This is a genomic window from Yoonia sp. R2-816, from assembly GCF_046762905.1.
Lineage (GTDB): Bacteria > Pseudomonadota > Alphaproteobacteria > Rhodobacterales > Rhodobacteraceae > Yoonia.
The window spans coordinates 1-21,777 of sequence record NZ_JBKQXN010000162.1; the positions used below are offsets into that span (position 1 = coordinate 1).

The 21,777-nt window shown below is 59.6% G+C and carries 17 protein-coding genes; 6 read left to right on the top strand and 11 right to left on the bottom strand.

From position 1 onward, the window contains the following. Positions 1 to 1,081: DctP family TRAP transporter solute-binding subunit (locus tag ACFWW2_RS05510; protein ID WP_393926770.1), on the top strand; the 1,081-nt coding region annotated here is incomplete at its 5' end. A gap of 42 nt (positions 1,082 to 1,123) precedes the next feature. On the opposite strand, the gene ACFWW2_RS05515 is transcribed toward ACFWW2_RS05510, so the two are convergent. Next, entirely contained in the window at positions 1,124 to 2,026 is a 903-nt protein-coding gene (locus ACFWW2_RS05515; protein ID WP_393926772.1) for a LysR family transcriptional regulator, read from the bottom strand. Between the two features lie 120 nt (positions 2,027 to 2,146). Here ACFWW2_RS05515 and ACFWW2_RS05520 point away from each other — a divergent pair, with 120 nt between their 5' ends. Genes ACFWW2_RS05520 through ACFWW2_RS05535 form a run of 4 tightly spaced genes read left to right on the top strand, consistent with a single transcriptional unit; the run spans position 2,147 to position 6,287 of the window. Next, entirely contained in the window at positions 2,147 to 3,112 is a 966-nt protein-coding gene (locus ACFWW2_RS05520) for a tripartite tricarboxylate transporter substrate binding protein (protein WP_393926774.1), read from the top strand. 41 nt (positions 3,113 to 3,153) lie between these two features. Further along, on the top strand, positions 3,154 to 3,591 hold the full coding sequence (locus ACFWW2_RS05525; protein WP_393926776.1) for a tripartite tricarboxylate transporter TctB family protein: 438 nt from the start codon (positions 3,154 to 3,156) through the stop codon (positions 3,589 to 3,591). 3 nt (positions 3,592 to 3,594) lie between these two features. Next, positions 3,595 to 5,103, top strand: a complete 1,509-nt coding sequence (locus ACFWW2_RS05530) for a tripartite tricarboxylate transporter permease (RefSeq protein ID WP_393926778.1) — start codon at positions 3,595 to 3,597, stop codon at positions 5,101 to 5,103. Further along, positions 5,100 to 6,287 (top strand): CaiB/BaiF CoA transferase family protein, encoded by a 1,188-nt coding sequence (locus ACFWW2_RS05535; protein WP_393926780.1) that lies wholly within the window; start codon positions 5,100 to 5,102, stop codon positions 6,285 to 6,287. The genes ACFWW2_RS05530 and ACFWW2_RS05535 overlap by 4 nt, the downstream gene beginning before the upstream one ends. Here the strand turns inward: ACFWW2_RS05535 and ACFWW2_RS05540 are convergent. From ACFWW2_RS05540 to dctP, 5 genes are read right to left on the bottom strand one after another with little or no spacing between them, the layout of a single operon-like run. Further along, on the bottom strand, positions 6,258 to 7,793 hold the full coding sequence (locus ACFWW2_RS05540) for a malonate--CoA ligase (protein WP_393926782.1): 1,536 nt from the start codon (positions 7,791 to 7,793) through the stop codon (positions 6,258 to 6,260). The genes ACFWW2_RS05535 and ACFWW2_RS05540 overlap by 30 nt on opposite strands. 16 nt (positions 7,794 to 7,809) lie before the next feature. Next, the gene (locus tag ACFWW2_RS05545) at positions 7,810 to 9,057 is read right to left on the bottom strand and encodes a malonyl-CoA decarboxylase (protein ID WP_393926878.1); all 1,248 of its coding nucleotides are present in this window, start codon (positions 9,055 to 9,057) and stop codon (positions 7,810 to 7,812) included. Beyond that, positions 9,054 to 10,370 carry a TRAP transporter large permease gene (locus ACFWW2_RS05550; protein WP_393926784.1) on the bottom strand — a complete coding sequence of 439 codons (1,317 nt, stop codon included), beginning with the start codon at positions 10,368 to 10,370 and terminating at the stop codon, positions 9,054 to 9,056. Before ACFWW2_RS05550 ends, ACFWW2_RS05545 begins: the two co-directional genes overlap by 4 nt. After that, positions 10,370 to 10,951, bottom strand: a complete 582-nt coding sequence (locus ACFWW2_RS05555) for a TRAP transporter small permease (protein ID WP_393926786.1) — start codon at positions 10,949 to 10,951, stop codon at positions 10,370 to 10,372. The genes ACFWW2_RS05550 and ACFWW2_RS05555 overlap by 1 nt, the downstream gene beginning before the upstream one ends. 58 nt (positions 10,952 to 11,009) lie before the next feature. After that, a complete protein-coding gene (dctP, locus tag ACFWW2_RS05560; RefSeq protein WP_393926788.1) occupies positions 11,010 to 11,999 on the bottom strand; it encodes a TRAP transporter substrate-binding protein DctP in 990 nt (329 codons plus the stop codon). A 156-nt stretch (positions 12,000 to 12,155) separates the two neighbouring features. Between dctP and ACFWW2_RS05565 the strand changes: the two genes are divergently transcribed. After that, positions 12,156 to 12,812 carry a GntR family transcriptional regulator gene (locus tag ACFWW2_RS05565; RefSeq protein ID WP_393926790.1) on the top strand — a complete coding sequence of 219 codons (657 nt, stop codon included), beginning with the start codon at positions 12,156 to 12,158 and terminating at the stop codon, positions 12,810 to 12,812. A gap of 729 nt (positions 12,813 to 13,541) precedes the next feature. On the opposite strand, the gene ACFWW2_RS05570 is transcribed toward ACFWW2_RS05565, so the two are convergent. The 5 genes from ACFWW2_RS05570 to ACFWW2_RS05590 all read right to left on the bottom strand — a co-directional run bounded on the left by ACFWW2_RS05570 (position 13,542) and on the right by ACFWW2_RS05590 (position 21,757). Further along, positions 13,542 to 14,768, bottom strand: a complete 1,227-nt coding sequence (locus ACFWW2_RS05570) for a C4-dicarboxylate ABC transporter substrate-binding protein (protein ID WP_393926792.1) — start codon at positions 14,766 to 14,768, stop codon at positions 13,542 to 13,544. 293 nt (positions 14,769 to 15,061) lie between these two features. Continuing rightward, positions 15,062 to 17,128 (bottom strand): hypothetical protein, encoded by a 2,067-nt coding sequence (locus ACFWW2_RS05575; RefSeq protein ID WP_393926794.1) that lies wholly within the window; start codon positions 17,126 to 17,128, stop codon positions 15,062 to 15,064. Beyond that, positions 17,125 to 19,884: a DUF4159 domain-containing protein gene (locus ACFWW2_RS05580; RefSeq protein WP_393926796.1), complete on the bottom strand. Its 2,760-nt coding sequence runs from the start codon at positions 19,882 to 19,884 to the stop codon at positions 17,125 to 17,127. Before ACFWW2_RS05580 ends, ACFWW2_RS05575 begins: the two co-directional genes overlap by 4 nt. Next, the gene (locus ACFWW2_RS05585; RefSeq protein ID WP_393926798.1) at positions 19,884 to 20,756 is read right to left on the bottom strand and encodes a DUF58 domain-containing protein; all 873 of its coding nucleotides are present in this window, start codon (positions 20,754 to 20,756) and stop codon (positions 19,884 to 19,886) included. The genes ACFWW2_RS05580 and ACFWW2_RS05585 overlap by 1 nt, the downstream gene beginning before the upstream one ends. Continuing rightward, a complete protein-coding gene (locus tag ACFWW2_RS05590; protein WP_393926800.1) occupies positions 20,753 to 21,757 on the bottom strand; it encodes an AAA family ATPase in 1,005 nt (334 codons plus the stop codon). The genes ACFWW2_RS05585 and ACFWW2_RS05590 overlap by 4 nt, the downstream gene beginning before the upstream one ends. Positions 21,758 to 21,777 lie beyond the last annotated feature (20 nt).

The window sequence follows — 21,777 nt, forward strand, 5'->3', positions numbered from 1 at the left end:
TCAACACGGATCTGACAAACTCATGTCGCGATCTCCGTCCAGCATCCCTCCAAACGAGGACAGAACAATGAAATTTCTACAAACACTCACACTCGCCGCGCTTGCAGCGTTTCCGGCCCAACTCATCGCGCAATGCGATCAGGGGGAAAGGGTTGCCCGTTTCAGCCTGATCACGGCACTGCAGGGTCACCCCAAGGGCGAAGCTGCACTGGCCTTTGCCGAGCAGGTCAACACGCAGCTTGATGGTACATTATGTGTCGAGGTTTACGGCCGCAGCGAGCTCTATAATGATGACGACGTCTTTGAGGCCCTGTTAAACGACGACGTTCAATTTGCCGCCCCTGGTGTCACGAAATTCGGGGCGTATTCCGATCAGTTCGAGCTTTTCAATCTGCCCTTCCTTTTCGACGGACCTTTGCAGGTCATGGCGTTCCTCGAAACAGAAATGGCGCAAAGCATGACCGACGGGATCAGTGATGACGGCTTTGTCGGGCTGGGCTATTGGGCCAACGGGATGCGGCAGTATTCGGCGACAGTTCCAATGCGGTTGCCAAGTGATGCCAGCGGTCTGAGTTTCCGGGTGTCGTCCAGCTCACCTGTAACCGCAGAGGTGCTGCGCCGGATGAACATCACCCCGGTCAAGCTGTCCTTCAGCAAAGTTTATGACGCACTGGCCTCGGGCGAGGTGCAAGGACAGGAGAATACATGGGCCAATATCCAGAAAGAGGAATTTTATCTCGAACAGGCTGCCGTAACGGAAACGAACCATAACTACATCGGTTATCTGGTTGTAACGTCACAGGCCTTTCTTGACAGCCTTGATCCGGATACGCGCCAAACGGTGATTGATATCATGAAATTGACCACGCATGAACGAAACCGATTTGCCTATGAGATCAATCAGGCCCGACGCCAGGATATTCTGGATGATGACGGTGTGATTATCACGCTGACCTCTGAGGAACTGGCGATCTGGAGGGCGGAGATGAAGCCGGTTTGGGATCAGTTTCGGTCCTCCATCGGGGGCGACCTGATCGACGCAGCGGTCGAAATCAACGCGACGGTCGATCCTTTCAACTAAGGCACTGATGCGCCGCGTGTCCTATTGCGCGCCGCGCATCTCCTATACAGGCCGACCCATGAGTTTTGTATCGAACACCTGTTGCAGAACGCGCCCAAAAGCATCGGCACTGGGATGCCTGTCGCGCTGTGGTGGCAGGAAGTAGCCAAATGGCACGGCCATTTTATATCGCCACGGGACCAATGCGATGGCGGATGCAAGCTCGGGGTCAAGGGCTATCGGATCGGCAAAGGTGAACCCAAGTTTGCTTTGCACCAACCGATAGGCCGCCGACCCCACCGAAACCTCATGCTTGATCACCAGCTTCACACCGGCCCGATCCATCGCCTGATCCACAATGCGCCGGATCACGGTTGAATCGTCCAGCGCGATGTAGGGGACATCCGCAAGATCAATGGGGTGCAGCTCATCGCGATCGGCGAGCGGGTGATCCCGTGAAAGTGCCACGCATAGGTCGGTTGTGCCCAAAAGATTGGGTTTGATCCCCTCAACCGGGAGCGGGAGCGCCGAAATTCCCAAATCATAGCGATCATTCATGATGCGGCGGCCCAGATCACGCCTGGGATATATTTCCAGCTTTATCGCCGTGTCCGGTTCCAGTTCGGCAAAACGTGCAATGGCAGGCAGAACCAATCCGTTCACAATCCGTGTATGGCAGATCAGGCGCAATGGTTCCGGCGCATCGCTTTGAATTTGTGCAAAGAAATCGGGTATCTGGTCGACCTGTGCCAGAATGCGCAGTGCTTCGGGGTAGAACCGTTCGCCGGTTGGTGTTGGCACCAATCGTTTTTTGTCACGTCGGAACAGGCTGACGCCAAATTCGTCTTCAAGGATCTGCAGTAACCGGCTGGCAGCAGACTGGCTCAGGTGCATCCGGTCCGCCGCACGGGCAAGCGTGCCTTCCTCCATGACAAGGGCGAAGACCTTCAGGCTTTTGAGGTTCACTTCGAAAAATCCGATTTATAAATCTGATAATTGCGTTTTTTCTATTCTATGGTCCCGTTTAAGGTCCAGTGATATTTCAAAGGTGCGCTCAGATGCACCCGGTGTTACTGGGAGGAAAACATGAAACGTCGCGAATTCATCAAAACAGGTGTCTCTGCCGCAGCGGTGGGCGCTATCGCCGCGCCAGCCTTGGCGGAATGGGCCCCGCGCCGCCCGATCAATGCGATCTTGCCGTATTCTGCCGGCGGTGGCACCGATGCGCTGGCGCGCGCGGCTGCCGCATCTGCCGATGGTATCCTGCCGGTCCCGCTGGTCATCGTGAACAAGCCCGGATCGTCCGGCATCACCGGCGCGACCGAAGCTGCCGCCGCACGGCCGGACGGGAACACAGTGATGGTCACGTCTGCCGGGTCATTCCTGCTGACCTCGATGCTGCGTGACACCGATGTGGACCCGTTTGACAGCTTTGAGATTATCGCCCAGATCGGTAATCTGACCCCGGCTGTCATCGTACCCGCCAATAGCCCGTTCCAGTCTGTTCAGGACTTGGTGGATGCAGCAAATGCCAACCCCGGCAGCCTGCGATGGGCACATAATGGACGTGGTGGTTTCCACCATGTGGCCGGGCAAAGCTTTCTGAACCGCAACGGCCTGCAAGCACAGGATGTTCCGTTCAAAGGGGGTGGCCCAACCCGTGCCGCTGTTATCGGCGAACAGGTGGATTTTGCCTTTGTCGGCATTCAGCAGGCGGCAGGTTTTGAAAACGAACTCCGCGTTCTCGCTCTTGCTGCGCCAGAGCGTGACCCGGTCCGCGACGATGTCCCTACATTGCCAGAGCTTGGCTTTGACTATGTCGCCGTATCCTCACCCATCGTGTTTTTTGCACCGAACGGCACGGATCCAGAGATGATCTCCGGCATGGAAGCCGCGTTGAAAGAGATCACGGAAACTCAGCAATTTGCCGATATGATGCTGGAACGCGGCAATGTGCCTGCGTTCCTGAGCGGCGCGGAAACAGAAGCCCGGTTGCGGCAAATGCAGGTCGACACCCAACCGGTGATCGATGCGTTGAAAGAGCAGGGCTAGACTTGTCCGCAGGGCCTACTCCCGCCTCGCGGACCGTGGCCGTGGCGCTGATCCTTCTGGGGGTTGGCGCCACATTCACGAGTATGAACATCGCCTTGGACCAATACGGGCGCTGGGGTGCGCGCATTTTTCCATTGGCGGGATCGTTGTCGCTGGTGGCACTTGGCCTTGCAGAACTGTGGGGTGCACGCGGTAGACCAGCACTTGCGCTGGATCGACAGCATCTGCCAGCCATTTTTGCACTGTTGGCTTTGGCGGTCGCCTATGTCTGGGTCATGGCCCAGTTTGGCTATCTGATCAGCACTGCGTTGGCGGCACCACTGGCACTATGGGTCTTCGGCGTGCGCAATGTGATCGGCCTGCTGGCTGCAGCCGTGTTATGCCCCGCAGCCTATCACCTGATCTTTTTTGAATTGTTGGGGGTCTTTCCACCCTTTGGTCGCTGGTTTGACCTGCTTGATGTATTTGGTTGGTATTAAACGATGGAAATCTTTCCCGCTCTCGCCAGTGTTCTGAGCGATCCGGTATTGCTGGGGTGGGTGTTTCTGGCAGCCATCGTTGGCATGATTGTCGGCGCTATTCCGGGGCTGACGGCTTCGGCCGCGATTGCGATGCTTTTGCCCCTGACGTTTTATATGGAACCGCTTCCTGCGTTGGCGTTCCTTTATGTCATCGGCAAATCCGGGCGTTATGGCGGTTCGATTGCCGCGATCCTGTTCAATACTCCTGGCACGGCGGCATCGGCAGCCACGCAGTTGGATGGCTATCCGCTCGCCCGCCAAGGCAAGGCAGGAAAGGCTATGAAAGTGGCGACGATATCATCGGTGATTGGCGACTTCATTGGTGAGATACTGCTTATCGTCGGGGTCGCATGGATCGCAGCAATCGCGCTGAAACTCGGACCACCAGAGCTGTTTGCCGTCTATTTCGCGGCCTTTATCGTCATTGGATCCGTGATTGGGAAATCCGTCACCCGCGGGCTGGCGTCAGCAGCTTTAGGTGTGCTGGTCGCCATGATCGGCCTTGATCCGATCAGTTCGACCGAGCGTTTCACCTTCGGCAGCTTTGATCTGACCAACGGGATCAGTCTGGTCCCCCTGATGATCGGAATCTTTGTATTGGGCGAGGTTTTTGCCCAGATCGAGGAACGCGGCAAGACAACCGAGATGGTCCCTGATGGCAACGATGCGGTGCGAAACCGGCTGACCTGGGCGGAGTACAGACCCTGCCTGCCGCATGTGATCCGGTCATCCTTTATCGGGTCCTTTATCGGGATGCTGCCCGGCCTTGGGTCGGCCATTGCGGCCTTTGTGGCCTATGGTGAAGGCAAGCGTCGCGCCAAGAACCCGGACGATTGGGGAAAGGGTGCGTTGGAAGGTGTGGCCGCACCAGAGGCGGCCAACAATGCTGTCAGCGGCCCGTCCATGGCGCCGCTTCTGACGCTGGGAATTCCCGGGTCCACCATTGGCGCGATCCTGATTGGGGTATTCCTGATCCATGGCATCCAGATTGGTCCAACCCTGTTTCTGACATCCCGCGAACTAGTCTATGCGCTTTTTGCCTGTGGGCTGATCGGCATTGCGATGTATGGGCTGATTGGCTTTTATGGTGCAGCATTCGTGGGGCGGTTCATCACGCGGATTCCAACGAAGGTGCTGTATCCGGTAATCTTTCTGACATCCTTTGTCGCGGCCTACACCTCGCGCGGGAACCTGTTTGATGTCTATGTCATGGTGGCTGCCGGGTTTTTGGGGTGGCTTATGCGCAAACTCGACTTCAACCCGGCGGCATTCGTCATTTCATTCGTTTTGGCAGGCGGCGCAGAGGAGGCATTTCGGCAAGCCCTCCTGTTGTCGGACAACGGTATGATGATATTCATTACACGACCAATCGCGCTGCTCTTCCTCTTGGTCGGGCTGACGGCACTGGCGGTCCGGGTCCGGAGCCTGAACCGCCAGTCGCGCGCCGTCACGTTGGAGGAAGCGAGATGACGGCACCTTTGGACGGCATCCGGGTGATTGACTGGACGCATGTATTGGCCGGGCCGGCCTGTTCATATTATCTGGGCCTTCTGGGGGCCGAGGTGATCAAGGTCGAAAGCCTGAAGGGTGACGCGATGCGCCACCGGGGCGGGACCGACGCGGCGCTGGCTGCTGAGGGGATGAGTACAGCATATCAGACGCAAGGCGCGGGCAAGCAATCCATTGCGCTTGATCTGGAGGTCAATGAAGGGCGTGAAGTCTTTCACCGGTTGCTGACATCAGCGGATGTGCTGGTTGAAAACCACAGACCCTCCACGCTGGCCCGACTTGACCTGACAGAAGCCCATATACGGGCCATCAATCCGCGGCTGATCCATTGCGCAATGACCGGATATGGCCGTGGCAACGCGATGGCGGACGTACCGGCTTATGACGTGAATATTCAAGCGATCAGCGGGTTGATGGCGTTGACAGGAACAGCTGAAACAGGGCCGGTTCGGACCGGCGCGCCGATTATCGACTACGCAACTGGACTTGCCGGTGCGCTTGGTGTGACCTCTGCTTTGATGAATAGACAGGCGACCGGTGAAGGCGGGTTTGTCGATGTCTCAATGCTCGAAACGGCATTCAGCCTGATGAGTTCGACGATCACTGACTACAGAATGACGGGCCGACCGCCCGAACCCCGTGGAAACACCGCAAATAGCCGCTCGCCTTCTTCCGGCATCTTTGCCTGCCTGTCCGGGCATATCAGTTTGGGTGTAAACGAGGACTCGCAGTTTAGACGGCTGGCCAATGCGGTTGGACGCGGGGATTGGCTCGACAATCCTGATTTTGCAAACCCCGTGGCGCGGGACAGAAATCGGGGCACACTCGTAGATGCCTTGGCGGATGTGCTTGCACATCGCACAGCAGAAGAATGGGAAAGGATCTTCATTGCTGCGGACGTACCAGCAGCGCGGCTGCGCACGCTGCCAGAAGCGTTGGACCTCGCGCCTGAAACCGCTCGCGCATTTGCATCCCGTGGTACAGCCGGACATGTCGGTCTGCCATTCACGATGGAAGGGGATGCATCGCCTGACGCCGCCAACGCACCGCCAACATTGGCGGGTGATACGACAAAGGTGCTGCGTGCCTTGGGATATTGCGAAGACGAGGTGAAATCACTGCGTGACGCTGGAACGGTTGTCTGAGAACAGATCGCAATAGCGGTTGCGCAGCGCGTTCTTCTGGACCTTTCCCATCGTGTTGCGGGGCAGTTCATCAATCACCAACAGTTTGCGCGGATGCTTGAAGCGGGCGAGCGTGTCGCGCACGGCGTCAGCGATAGCATCTGTATCAGGGGTTGCACCCGGTTCCGGCACCAGAAGACCCAGAACCGTTTCGCCGAAATCCGCATGAGGGACACCGATCACGGCGCTTTCTAACACGCCTGGCTGCGCATCAAGCACCAGTTCGATTTCCTTGGGGTAGATGTTGTAGCCACCCGAGATGATCAGGTCCTTGTCACGTCCCACAATATGGACATAGCCATCTCCATCGATCTGCCCCAGGTCGCCCGTGATGAAAAAACCATTTGGTCGCAGCTCTTCCGCGGTCTTTTCCGGCATCTGCCAGTAGCCTTTGAACACGTTCGGCCCGCGCACCTCGATCACACCAACCTCGCCTTGCGGCAACTCGGCGCCGGTCTTGGGATCACACACTTTCAGGTCTACACCCGGCAGCGGAAAACCGACTGTGCCCGCCCGGCGTTCGCCATCATAGGGGTTGGACGTGTTCATATTGGTTTCGGTCATGCCATACCGTTCAAGAATACGGTGGCCTGTGCGCGCCTCGAACTGGATATGCGTTTCGGCCAAAAGCGGGGCAGAGCCGGAAATGAACAACCGCATGTCGCGCACAAGATTACCGGTGAACCGGTCGTCATCCAGAAGGCGGGTATAAAAGGTCGGCACGCCCATCATCACCGTCGCCAGTGGTAGCTTTTCGATCATCAGGTCGATATCGAAGTTTGGCAGAAAGATCATCGCGCCGCCCGCGATCAGGGTCACGTTCGTCGCCACGAAAAGCCCATGGGTGTGAAAGATCGGCAGTGCATGCAGCAAAATGTCGTCAGCGTCGAAACGCCAGTGCTCTGCCAGGGTGCGCGCGTTCGAGAGTAGGTTGGCTTGGGTCAGCATCGCGCCTTTTGATCGGCCGGTTGTCCCGGATGTGTAAAGAAACGCGGCCAGATCATCCGCAGCGCGCGCCACGGTCGGGTATGTCTCAGACTGCCCTTTGGCCCCATCCATCAGGCTGCCAGTGCCATCGCCGTTCAGTGTCAGCAGCTGCGCACCAAGTCTGTCGGCGACGGGTCGAAGCTCATCCGCCCCTGCGCTGTCACAGATGACCGTACGCGCGGCGCTGTTTTCGATGAAATAGGTCAGTTCATCGACGGTGTAGGCGGTATTGAGCGGCAGGAACACAATCCCGGCCTGCGCGCAGGCGGCGTAAAGCGCCAGCGCATCTGGCGATTTCGCGACCTGTGCGGCAAGGCGGTCACCGGGTTGCAGGCCTGCCTTGGTCAGGACATGCGCGATCCGCGCCGCCAGCCTCAGAAATCCATCATGAGTGACAATCTGGCCATCCGCCAAATGAAGAAACGGCGTCGCCTTGCCTGCATGGACGCCGAAAAGTGCGTCGTAGAGTGGATTTGTCATATCGCGTGTCGTTTCATCAGGCTGCGGCCTTGCGTGCCGTGGCCGCCAGCGCACGCACCTCTGCCGAGGCGGCGATCTGGTGATCGACCGCAAAGCGTTCGTGGTTCTGCGACACCTTTGCGAGGTCGTAAAGGTAATTGACCATGGCGCCACGCGATTGGGCGAGCCCCTTTTCCGACAGATCGGCATTTGCGCTGACCTGATGGATCAGCGCGCCGTTTCCTAGGTGGAAGCGGGCCACCGGGTCGCGCGGCAGACCATCGCGTCGTTTGACATCCAGCAGATAATGCGCGGCAAGGCTGCGAATGCGGTCGTCCTCCTCCGGCGTGACCGCATCATCGGTTTCAGCCAGCCAATCAGCCAGGCCCGGAATGGGCGATAATGTCACGAATGTCTTCAGCCCCGGCATTTCCAAGGCAAGGTCGGCAGCGACCTGTTTGATCAGCGAGTTGCCGAACGAAATGCTCGCCAACCCCGCCTGACAGTTCGAGATCGAATAGAACACGGCCGTATCTGCGGTCTCGGCCGCGATCATCTCACGGTTTTCGGCCAGCACAGCCTGCACTGACCCCGGCACGCCTGGGGTCAGCGCAACCTCGACAAAGATCAGCGGCTCGTCCGGCATGGCTGGGTGGAAAAAGGCAAAGCAGCGTCGGTCGGATGGTTCGACGCGCCTGCGCAGATCGTCCCAACTGTCGATCTGATGGACCGCTTCATAGGCGATGATCTTGTCCAGGATCTGTGCCGGGCTTTCCCAGTTGATGCGCCGCAGCACCAGAAAGCCACGGTTGAACCAGCTTGCGAAAAGATGGCGAAAGTCGATGTCGAGCGCCTGCAGCGTGTCGATGTCGCGGCCAAGGCGCAAAAGATCGGCGCGCATCGACACCAGCGCGCCGGTGGCCCCCGGCACCTGATTGAGCCGGCGGATCAACTCTTGTCGCGGCGGCTCTGCGGCCTGCATGAAGGTGCGATAGGTGGGTTTGGTCTGCGCCGTTTCATAGGCATCCAACGCCTGACGGACCCGCGCCGCATCGATGTTCATATCCCGCGCAAGGTGGTGAAAAAACGCCAGCTTAGCGGCATCATCCATTTCGGCATAACGGTTCAGAAGATTTTGCGCGACGGTCGTTCCGGAAACCTCGCCCGCCGCGCCGATCAGGTCGGCTGTCAACACCTCGATCGGTCGATCATCGCGATGCCCGGCCCGGCCCAGCCGCTGGCGCCGTTCAAAAACGGTCGAAAGAAGATCAGCCAGCAGTGTCATACGGCTGTCCCCATCACCGCGTTCGGAAGCCATGTGGCGATACCGGGAAAGATGCACAGCAGGATGATCGCCACAACCATGCAGGCGACATAGGGCAGCGACCCCATCAGGATGGTCTTCAGCTTGATGTCGGGTGCGATGCCGTTGATGACATACAGGTTCAGCCCAACAGGGGGCGAGATCAGCCCGATTTCCATGTTGATCGTGAGGATCACGGCAAACCAGATCGGGTCAAACCCTGCGGTGGTGATAATCGGCAGCAGGATCGGTGCCGCCATCAGGATCACCGCCACCGGCGGCAGAAAGAACCCGGCGATCAGCAAAAAGATGTTCACCGCCCCCATCAGCACCCAGGGGTTCACATCCAGCGTGCCGATCCATGCGGCGATGGATTGCGTGATGAAAAGGGACGACAGCATGTAACTGAAAACGCCAGCTGCTGCGATGATGAACAGGATCATCACCGATTCCTTGGTACTGTCGCGCAAGACCACCCACAGGTCAGCCGGGTTCCACAGCTTGTAGATCACCATCGCGATGACAAGGCAAAGCAGGGCACCGACCGCCGCGGTCTCGGACGGTGTCGCGATACCGCCATACATCGCGTAAAGCACCCCGATAATGATGGCCAGGAATGGCAGAACACGCGGCAGGATCTCGAACTTCTCGCGCCAGGAATAGCTGATCGACGACAGCACCTGCATGTTGCCTGACCGCCATGTCGAATAAAGCGACCACGCCATGAACAGACCGACCAGCATCAGGCCAGGAAAGACACCGGCAAGAAACAACCGCCCGATCGAGGTTTCAGTCGCAATGCCGTAGACGATCATGGTGACCGATGGCGGGATCAGAATACCCAACGTGCCACCCGCCGCGATAGAGCCTGCGGCGACACCATCCGGATAGCCGCGCTTGCGCATTTCGGGGATACCCATCTTGCCGATGGCGGCACAGGTTGCAGGGCTTGACCCCGACATGGCCGAGAAAAGCGCGCAGGCGCCAAGGTTGGAAATCACAAGCCCTCCCGGCACGCGGGTTAGCCATCGTTCCAACGCCTCGTAAAGATCCGCGCCTGCGCGCGTCGATGCGATCGACGCCCCCATAATGATGAACATCGGGATCGAAAGCAGGGCAAAGTTGTTCAGCTTGCCAAACAGGATTTCGGGCATCAGTTCCAGCGACCGCATGCCGTCGAAAACGATCAGAAAACCGGCTGACACGACAAGCAGCCCGAGCGCTACCGAGATGCCTGAAAACAGAACAAGAATTGTAAATACCGCAACCAGTGCGCCTAATAGCAGCGGATCCATCAGAGGTCTCCCGAAGCGCGGGCTTCCAGCCCGTCAATTTCGGCAAGCCCGAATGGATCTTCAATACGCAGCACCACCGCAACCAGATCGGCAATCAGCTGGAGCATCAAAAGGGCAAAGCCTACCGGCAATGACATGTAGGGTATCCACAGGCGCACGCCCCATACTGTGTCGGAGCGCCAGTTTCGTTCCCACGCAAAGTGCCAGTATTCATAGCCGTAATAGAGCATCACGCCGACGATCATGATCGACATGGACATCGTGATGATGAACAGACCAAACCGCGCCTTCGGCGCCAGCCAAATTGGGACAAGATCGACATTCACATGCCCGCGCAGACGCTGCACGTAAGGTAGCCCCAAAAGCGTAGCCGCGATGACAAGGTAGATCACCGCTTCGGTCTGCCAGATGGTCGATCCGTTCAAGACAAAGCGGATGAAAATCATCTGGCAGGTGATGGCGACAGCGGCGACGATCATCGCCGCGGATGTCCATCCCGCCAAGGTCGATATCGCCGCCACAAACCGCAGGAAAGGGTTCCCACCAGTCTGCGCCACAGTGATGCCTGGGTTGCCTGCCACCGCAGCCTCCTGATTTTATGTAGAAAACAGGGCGGCACAATCGCCGCCCTTGGTTGGATCACTCGACCGAAAGGGCCAGATCAAGCAATTCCTGACCACCCGGTGTGTCCTCAATGAACGCCTTGTAGGATGTCTCTTGCGCCAATGCGCGCCAGGCGTTGAAGTCTTCTTCAGACATCTCAGCGATCTCAACACCCGCTTGCGCAAATACCTCGCGGCTGGCCGCATCTTCCTTCTTGGCCTCTTCAAGATAGAACTCTTCAGCCTTGGCAGCTCCGTCCAACAGCGCCTGTTGCTGTTCTTCGGTCAGACCGTCAAACGTTGATTTGTTGATCAACAGGGGCTGATACATAAACCACAGCGCGTAATCGCCCGCTGGCGTATAGCAGGACACCTGCTCATAAATCCGGTAGCTGACGAAAGACGAGGATGAGGTATTCGCCGCATCCAGAACGCCGGTCTGCATGGCGTTGTAGATCTCGGACGATGCCATGGACGCGATGGATGCACCCGCCCCGGCAAGCATCTGCTCAAACGCGCGCCCGGCGGCACGGGTCTGCAGGCCCGCCATATCGTCAGGCGAGGTGATGCAGGTCTCTTTGCCAGCAAAGCCCCCGGCAAGATAGCCATGGACAAGCACCATCACATCATCTTCGGCCATCTTTTCCTCGATGGCTTCCATGAACGGGCTTTCGTTCAGGCGTGCGGCGTGGTCGTGGTTCTTCACCAGACCAGGCATTAGCGTCAGGTTATAAGCAGGCTGCAGACCGCCCGCATAGGACAATGGCAGCACCGTCATATCAAGCTGACCGCGCGACAGCGGCGTGTACTGCTCGCGTGCTTTGAACAGGGATTGCGTCGGGAAAATGCGGATTTCAAGCCCGACGTCGGCCGTCGCAACCTCGTCTGCGACGATCTGGGCGACCTTGTGGCGCACGTCGTTATCAGACCATTGATGGGACAGGCGCAATTCCTGTGCCTGCAATGATGTTTCGGACACGGCCATCATGGCGACAGCCGCAATTGTCGCTTTAAAAGCGGTCTTCATGGTAGTTCCTCCCTTGGTGGCACTCATCAAGCACCGATGGGATATTAATTCACCCGACGTAATGCATAGTCAAGTTTTTTGTATACAAGATGTTAAAACCTGTATTATTTATAGAGTCAAACAGCAAACCGTCATGGCCGCGAGGGAGCACGGACAATGGCAAACCGGCATGCAGACACCATCGCCGACGAACTGGAAGATATGATTCTGGATGGCAGATTCGCCAACAACGACCGTCTTGATGAGGTGCAACTGGCGCAGCGGTTTTCGGTCTCGCGCACACCGATCCGCGAGGCGCTGCAACGGCTCACACAGGCGGGGCTTGTCGAACAGATCCCGCGACGCGGGGCCTTTGTGCGCCAGCCCGGCGCCATCGAACTGATCGAAATGTTCGAAGTCATGGCGGAACTCGAAGCCGCAAGCGCCCGTTTTGCCGCAATGCGCATGACCGATGCAGCACTGGGCGACCTGAACGATGCCAACGAAAAATGCATGAAGGCGATGCAGGATCAGGACGCCGACAGCTACTACCGCGAGAATGAACGCTTTCATCACATCATCTACGCGCAGTCCGGCAACAGTTTTCTTGAGGCCGAAGCAAAACGACTGCATCGGCGGCTGAAACCCTTTCGGCGGCTACAACTGCGGTTGCGGGGGCGGCTGCGGCAATCCATGTCCGAACACGAAAGCATTCTCGAAGCACTTGCCAATGGTGATCCGGAAATGGCGGCAAAAGTCACTCGCCAGCATGTTGCCGTGCAGGGCGAGAAATTTCATCACCTGATCGCAACCCTCAAGATTGCTGCTGAATAACGCGTGCGAAAATACGGAAAGCAGGCTGGATGTGTCACGGCTGCGAGATCTACGGATTTTGAAAGGCAATCGACTGAACGCGGCCGGTCCAGGCACGATCGCTTGTAAAGGCTGGCGCTGCGCCGCAGGCAGTCACACAAAGGCGCATCTGGAGTGTTTCGCGCCGTTCTGATGAGCGCATGATCTCCGAACTAGACTGACCCATCCGTAGGCGTGGAACGATCTTGTGAGGCACGGAGTCAAAAGACGCGTCGCGCGAGCAAATCGTAGGACGGATTGTGGAGGCAAGTTGTGCGCAAATGATCAAACGCGCAGTAAAGGTTCTCACCGAAAATCATATTGCCAGGTCAGAAGCAATCTAGCGGCCAAGTGGCCATTTGTAGACCGCGCAACATCGGTTCAAATGGGCTCTTCCCGACTTCGGATGCGCTGTGGCATCTTTCGTTCTTCGGTGGTCTGATTTTCTGTTAGGCGGTCCTTTGGACCGGTGGCTCGCAGCACAGGAGCCATTGAATGATCCGTGGATGCCTGCTGGGCCCGGCGTTGTTTGAGGTTATCTCGGCTGTTTCAACGTCATCTTGGAGCGGCGGTCGTGAAATCTGGAAGGCAGATTCTCTGTCGGCGCCACGTTTATCAGGATTTCGCTATAAATACCCCGCCGCTATGACGCGTTGCGGGGGCAGGCTGCGTGTTGCAGCCTGCCCCCGCTTTGCATCTTATTGACGTCGCTTATCGGCCGCCATTGATCGTGCTGGTGGCCAAATCGTAAAGCTCTTGTGCGGGAAGGCCCAAGGCTTGGTTTTGCGCGATCCAAGCGTTTGCCGTTGGTGCGGCGACTTCGGCGTTGATCGCATTCAGGATGCTGTCGTCGATTGTCAGCTGGATGATCTGGCGCTCTTCAAGCGCGGTTTCCCAGGCGGACAACGTGGAGTCCTCGTAATTGGAAATGAAGTGATCCAGCGCATCATCCACCGAAGATAGGAGTGCCACGCGGCTGTCGGTTGGCAGCGCATTGAGCGCGCCCGTGTTGACCACAACAGGACAATTGGCCGTGCCAGGGTTGAGATTGGTTGTCCACCAAAGCGCGTTGTTGATCGTTTCGAACGACATATGCGCATGGGGTGCGAAGGCCACCGCGTTGATTTCGCCAGCTGACAATGCATCTTTGACCTGCGGGGCGGGCAAGTTCACGGTTGATGCCCCGAGAGCATTGATCGCCGCACCGGTGCCGCCGGTGGCGCGGACTGTCATCCCCCGAAACGCAGCAAGGCTCGTGGGTGGCGTGCCGACCCCCGCGATGTTGTATTGTGGCTGAGGTGTTGGCATCAAGAGGGTCGCATTCCACCGTGCGAGGTCCTCTTTGACGGCCGGGTGATCATAGATCGCTTGGGAGACGGCGCGTTCCAGATCCATCGACGACACGCCGAGGAATGGGAGTTCGAGAACGGTGATGGACGGGTTCTTGTCCGGATGATAGCCGGCGCAGAATTGTGCCATTTCGAATGTGCCGGCCGCAATGCCATCAAGGTTTTCCCGGCTTGGCGCCAGCCCGCCATAGGAAATGTTGAGGGTGAACTGACCGTCCGTCTTTTCGGCCACTTCCTCTGCCAGTTTTTCCACATGCTCGGTGAAGGCGCGCCGTTTGCCCCAAAGCGAGACATCCCACACAATGGGGCCGTCCTGCACGGCAGTTACTGACGCATCGATGATCTGAGGGCAGGCATCACCGAAACATTCGACAAAGTCGGCTTTGACGTTGATCCCGCCGAGGTCTGTGTTGATCGTATATACGTTATTGTCGAATGCGATAAGCTCTCCGGTCAGGACCATCGATCCACCATCGGTGGACTTCAGCGTGACCTCGTCGGCGCTTGCCTGCAGCGGCACCAATAGTGCTGCACTGGCCAAAAGTGCGAAGATTGCGGAGCTTGTGTTATGCCCATGCTTCAAAATCATTGGTATTCCCTTTACCTATTTATACCGCTGAACATTCTGTCTGCGAGTGCAGGTGAGCTTGGTCCGTCGGATCGTCCATGAATTCTAAACAATAACAGCTTATAGTTGGGAATTAGGCGTAACTTAGTCGGAATTCAGACCAGAAGGAGCCGATTTTAGGCTGACGGTATGCGCGCGATGTGGGTCCGACCCCGTTCAACCCAACCGTGCGGCGCGTTTTTCGGAGGTATCCCAAAAATGGTTAATGTGTTCGCAAGTTGGGCAACCATGCATTGCACAGTAGCGGTTCGAGTTTACCGCCGCCCTTCGCGCAGCCACGCACCCACGATCAGGATTGAGGCCAGCAGCAGCCAGGCCCAGGCTGGCAGGAGTGGTGTGATGCTGATATCGGCTGTCTGGTAGGCCCCGCGTGGCGTGATCCCGATCCAACCGCGCCCGGATGCGGGCCGTCCTTCGCGCACGGTTCGGATGCTGACATCCCCGTCAGAGATCGCCTTGACCCCTGCGCCGGTGCTTTCGACCAGCGGTTCCAGCAGGGTCGCTGAGGCGATGGTTTGTTCGAATTCGCGGGGCGCTGACGGCCCCAGTGCGATGACGCTGGTCTCTTCGCCATCATCCAGTCGGTAAAGCCCGATTTCCGGGGCCTCCCACAGGGTTTCGAACCGCCCGGGCGACACCTCTTCCAGTGACAGCACTGTTTCGGTTCCGTCGGGATGGGTGACGGTCACATCGCCCGTGTCCAGATCAAGTGTGCGCCGGATGATCCGCATGGTCTGGCCTGCGGGTTCGACCCAAAGCGATTCTTCCTCAAGCTCGGGTTCTTTCATCATCCAGTGCGCCAGCCGCCGTAGCAGTTCCAGTTGCGGCCCGCCGCCTTCATAGCCGCGATCCCAAAGCCAGCTTTGATCGGAGGTCATCAGCGACACCCGGCCTTCACCGATCCGGTTGAGGATCAGGAGTGGGCGGTTGTCGATGCCGGACATGACGGTGGTCGCTTCCTCGGGGACCAGCACGTCGATCAGGCGGAACCAGCGGCCCCAGCCGGGCCCGTCACCATCAGGGTTGGGTGATAGCGCGTCCAGCCCTTCGGTCACCGGGTGGCGCTGGCCGATATCGGTGATCTGGGGCGTGAATCCTTCTTCGAATACCCGCGCGGTGGGCGCGCCGGGCAGGATAGTGCCAAGGGGTGAGCGATAGATGCTTTCCGCCGCCCCGTATTCTGGCCCGGAGGAGATCAGAACCGCGCCGCCCTGTTCGACATATTGCCGGATATTGTCGAGATATTCGCTGGGCAGGATCCCCCGCCGCCGATAGCGGTCGAAGATGATCAGGTCAAAATCGTTGATTTTCTCAAGGAACAACTCGCGCGTGGGAAAGGCGATAAGCGAGAGTTCATTGACCGGTACACCGTCCTGCTTTTCCGGCGGGCGCAGGATGGTGAAATGGACCAGATCGACCGCAGAATCCGATTTCAGCAGGTTCCGCCATGTCCGCTCACCCGGATGCGGTTCGCCGGAGACGAGCAGCACCCGCAACCGGTCGCGCACCCCGTTGATCTGGACGACAGCGCTGTTGTTGCGGTTGGTCAACTCGCCGTCAGCCTCGGGGATGGTGAATTGCAGAACGTTCATGCCGCCATGGGGCAGTTCGATCGGCAGTTCGATGTCTTGGCCGATGGGCACCGGCAAGGTCAGCGGTTCGTCCCCGTCGATCGAGATGGACAGAAGGACGGAGTCGGTCGCGGGGGCCTGCCCCTGATCTTCGACGCGCAAGGTCAGGCTGACCTGTTCGCCAAGGATTGCAAAGGCGGGCGCGTTAGAGACCACAAGCCGTCGGTCCCAGTCGTCGGGTTGACCGGTCAGCAATGTGTGCGTCGGCGCGGGCAGGCGGGGCGCGCGTTCAATGTCGTGCAGCCGCCCGTCGGTCACAAGGATGATCCCGGCGATGCGCCCTTGTGGTTCTTCGGCCAGTGCCTCTGACAGGGCGGTCATCAGGGTGGTGCCGGCGTCGCCTTCACCGTCGCCAAGGGTGACGGTGCGCAGCTCCGTGTTGGGCTGGCGGGCGAGTTCAGCTTCAATATTCGCAATGGCGGCGGCGTTCTGGGTGGGCCGGTCGCCGATCCGCTGGCTGGCGCTTTGGTCGACCACCAGCATGACGATATCGGTCAGCGGCTCGCGGTCTTCCTGCTGGATCGCGGGATTGGCGAGGGCTGCGAGCAACGCCAGACCGGCGAGGCCGCGCAGCCACCAGCCGGGCAGCCGCCGCCAGATCGCCAGCCCGAGGGCCAGTGCGGCGAGCCCGACGACCCCGTAGAACAGGACCATGGGCAGAAGCGGATCAAGGATCAGCGAGCCGGTCATTGACCCAGCCTGTCAAGCAGATCAGGCACATGGACCTGATCGGATTTGTAGTTGCCGGTCAGCACATGCATGATCACGTTCACCCCGAACCGCAGGGCAATCTCGCGCTGGCGTTCACCCGCCATACCGCGCCCGACGGGGAACATGCGCGCCCCGCTGGGGGTGACCGCCCAGGCACGCGCCCAGTCATTGCCGCCGATGATCACCGGGGTCACGCCGTCATTGAGATTGCGGAAGGGCATGCCTTCGATCAGTTCGGCGTCGGGTGGTGCCGCCTCGACCCAGACATCACGGCTGGCGTAACGGCCGGGGAAATCCTGCAGCAGATAGAAGGTTCGCGTCAGGACGTGGTCTGACGGGATTGGTTCCAGCGGCGGGATATCGAGCGACCGGGCGATGGCCTGCAGCTTGCGCCCCTCGGGCGAGCCCGAACCAAAGCGGGCGGTGTCCGCATCACGGGTGTCGAACAGGATCATTCCGCCGGAGCGCAGATAGCGGTTGAGCTTGCCATAGGCCTCGCGGCTGGGCAGGGGCTGATCTGCGGTGATGGGCCAATAGAGGAAGGGGAAGAATGCCAGTTCGTCTGTTTCGAGGTTCACGCCAAGAGGGGCCGCAGGTTCGATGGAGGTGCGCCGGAACAGGGTTTGCGAGATGCCCAAGAGGCCTGCGGCGGTGATATCGTCGGTTTCGCCGTCGCCAGTTAGCACATGGCCCAGAACAACCTCTGACGTGGCGCGGATCGCGAAATCATCGCCCGTCAACTCTTGCGCCTGCGCATCAGGCGTCATGAACAGAACCAGCGCCAGTGCGGCGGCCACATCGGCGCGGGGGCCGCGCAAACGCCCACCCACAGCGAGCGAGGCAATCACATCCATTAGCAGGAGCAGAACCGCCCCACCCAATAGCCAGCCTTTCAGCGCGGTTTCACGGGTCACGGCCATACCTTCGACAACGATCCGGGCGGGCCATTGGGCGGTGTTGAGCATGGTATCCTTTCCGATCACGTTGATGGCCAGTTGCCGGTCGCCACCGGCATAGAGACCCGGTGGCAGTTCGGGTCCCGGCGTTGCGGTGGCAAGCCGTTCGCCCGCCACACCGGGCAGGGTGCTGCCATCATCCAGCCGTCCATAGGCGTCGAGCACCTTGTTGGGTTGCCATGTGGTCCCTTCCAGCTCTGCCGCGTCGGGTGTGGAGGGCCGTGTCGACACCGCCAGCCGTTCCAGCATTTGCACGAAGAGGCCCGAGAGCGGTAGCGTAGACCATTCCGCATTGGCCGTCACATGGACCAGAACGATTTGTCCTTCGCCGCTGATCTTGCGGGTCACCAGCGGGGTGCCGTCGGCCAATTGGGCGATGACCCGGTCGGCCAGGGTCGGGTCCGGCTGCGCCATGACTTGGCTAGTCACGGTGACATCATCGGGTATGGCAAGGCCAAAGAACGGGCTGTCGTCGCTAAACGTGGCCAGTGATTTCGGTTCCCCCCAGCTCATCGCGCCGCCCACGCTGCGCCCGCCGGATCGCAGGCGGACAGGCAGCAGCGGGTCTTCGCTGTTGCGGCCCAGATCGGAGGCGGCAAGCCGTGGTCCGGCAAAGCGCAGAAGCATCCCGCCTTTTTCGACCCACTCTTCAACGCCTCGCGCTTCAATATCGGTCAGGATCGCCACATCGGCCAGAATAATCACATCCGGGTTGGCGAGCAGGATATCCTCGAGCGCGCCGTCGATGATATCGGCGGTCGGTTCGAGTGCTTCTTGCAGGTAGTAGAGCGGTGACAGCAGCTCCAGCCCCTCGCGGTCTTCGCGCCCGGCGATCAGGGCGACCTCGCGCCGTTTGAGCGCATCATCGGTCAGGCTGACCGCCCCGGCAGAGCGTGTGCCGCTGATCTCGAACCGGGTGATCCGGTTGCGCAATTCGGGTGGCAACACCATCGCGGTTTCGGCGACAGCTTCGCCCCCTTCGAATGTCAGGGGGACCGTGGCCAATTGCCGTTCGACGCCAGCGGGGTCGAGGCCCACCGCGGTGACGGTCGTTTCGATCAAGTTGCCGACGGGTGTGCGGGTGGCCGAGACGAGGACTTGCCCATCCTCGAACCGCGCGGGGCGCAGACCGATAGTCTGGCGTGGGGTCTGGAACACGGTGACGGGACCAGCGGTTTCCAGCGTGGTCAGCAGATCGTCGCGCCCTTCGTAATCAAGCCCGTCGGAAATCCAGTAACTCTCAAAACTGTCGGATTTGTCTGCGAACCATGCGGCCGGGTCGGCAGGCTGCCAAGGCTGGGGCTGCAGGTTGGGCAGCCGGTTTTGCCAATCATTCGGTGCGGCAAAGGGCAGATCGCCGACAGGCAAGTCGGTCAGGCTGACCACCGCAACACGCCGATCGGCCAGTGCGGCCTCGGTCAATAGTGTATCGACCCTGTCGATCTTGGCCTGCCAGCTATGTGCCCCGGCCCATGTGCCATCCATCACAATGACCAGATTGCCAGTGCCGGTGCGGGCGTTTTGCGGGTTCAGCACAGGGCCTGCAAATCCGATGATCACGGCGGCAACGGCCAGCATCCGCAACAGAAGAAGCCACCAGGGGGTCCGGTCGGTCTGGTTTTCGTCGTCGGTCAGGCCAAGCAGCAGTGCTACGCCGGGAAAGCGTCGCCGGATCGGGGCCGGTGGCACCGCGCGCAGCAGGATCCACAGGATCGGCAGCGCGATCAGGCCAAGCAGCAACCATGGGGCACTGAAACCGATGGGGCCAAGTGTCCACATCAGACGCGCCGCTCCAACGCGCCGTAGAGCCAGAGCAGGGCGGCTGCAGCGCTTTCGCCGGTGTGATGTGTGCTGAACTGCCAGCCGGTGGTACGGGCCAGATGGGCAAGCCTGTCTTTACGTTCGGCCAGCCGGTCAAGATAGCGGGTCTTGAGGTCGCCCGCCTTCAGCGTTTCGTGGCTGAGCGTGCCTGACATGCTTTCGAAGATCGTGCGCCCGTCGAATGGAAATGCCTCTTCCTGCGGATCGAGCACCTGCAAGAGCGCGCCGCGCACGCCACGGTCTGCGGCGCGTAGCAATGCGGCCTCGACCGGGGCCATATCGCCCATGAAATCACTGATGAACAGCGCGCGGGAATGGGGCAGCATGCCTTGCGCCTCTGGCGCGCCATAGTCGGCGTCGTCCTGCGTCGAGAGAAGCTGCGCCATCTGCATCAGCTGCGCTTCACCACTCCGCGGCGGCAGGCGCAGGCCGGTCAGGCCAACACGTTCACCGCCACGAATGAGCAGGATCGCCGTTGCCATCCCCAGCGTGCGGGCGCGTTGCCCCTTGGTGGGCAGGTTGTCATCGGAGTGAAACGACATTGACGCGGCCTGATCAACCCAGAGGATGATCGACTGCGCGATCTGCCATTCCTTGTCCTGCACAAAGTTCGAATCCGACCGGGCCGACCGGCGCCAGTCGATACTGCGCGCCTCGTCATAGGGTTGCGCCGGGCGGTATTGCCAGAACGTATCGCCCACACCGGCCCGGCGGCGGCCATGTTCACCCAGCAGGACCGCGGTCGCCAGATGCTCAGCCTCCGCCAGCAGCGCCGGGAGCGGCGATGCTAGCGTTTCGGCCTCGGAACGGAGGGCGAGGGGTTCTGTCACGCAGCCGCCTCAACATGGGTGATCTGGGCGGCGACGGTGTTAATGACGTTATGGATGCTTTCGCCACGGGCGCGGGCCGCGAAAGACAGCGCCATGCGATGTTCAAGGACCGGCACAGCCATGGCACGCACGTCTTCGGCAGAGGGGGCGAGCCGCCCTTCGAGCAGCGCCTGCGCACGCACAGTCAGCATCAACGCCTGTGCGGCGCGCGGGCCGGGGCCCCAGCTGACGCTTTGGCGGATGATGTCGGGAGCGTTGTCATCCGGGCGGCAAGCGCGGACAAGATCAAGGATCATCTCAACAATGTTTTCGCCGACCGGCATCCGGCGCAGCAGAGTTTGTGCGTCCAACAGTTCTTGGGCGGTGAAGACGGCCGTGGACTGGGCATCCTCGATCCCTGTTGTGGCGATCAGGATGTCCTTTTCGGTGTCCCTGTCAGGGTAGGGTACATCGATCTGGACGAGGAAACGGTCCAACTGCGCCTCTGGCAGGGGGTAGGTGCCTTCCTGCTCGATCGGGTTTTGCGTGGCGAGCACGTGGAACGGCACGCCCAGCGGGTGATGCTGACCCGCGATGGTGACTTCCTTTTCCTGCATGGCCTGCAGCAGGGCGGATTGGGTCCGGGGGGACGCGCGGTTAATCTCGTCCGCCATCAAAAGCTGGCAAAAGATCGGGCCTTCAATGAACCGGAAAGAGCGGGAACCATCATTGGTGGTTTCCAACACTTCGGAACCCAGGATATCGGCAGGCATCAGATCGGGCGTGAACTGGATGCGGCTGCCATCAAGACCCATCACGGTCGACAGGGTGTCGACAAGGCGGGTTTTGCCAAGGCCCGGCAGGCCGATCAGTACCGCATGGCCGCCGCAGATCAGCGCGCTGAGCGTCAGATCGACGACCCGCTGCTGGCCGATGAAACGTGCCGAAATACTTTCGCGGGCCTGGCCCAGTTTAGTGCCCAGTGCCTCGATCGAAGCGACAAGATCGGCGTCGTTGGCCATGACATTCCTCCGGTTGGACT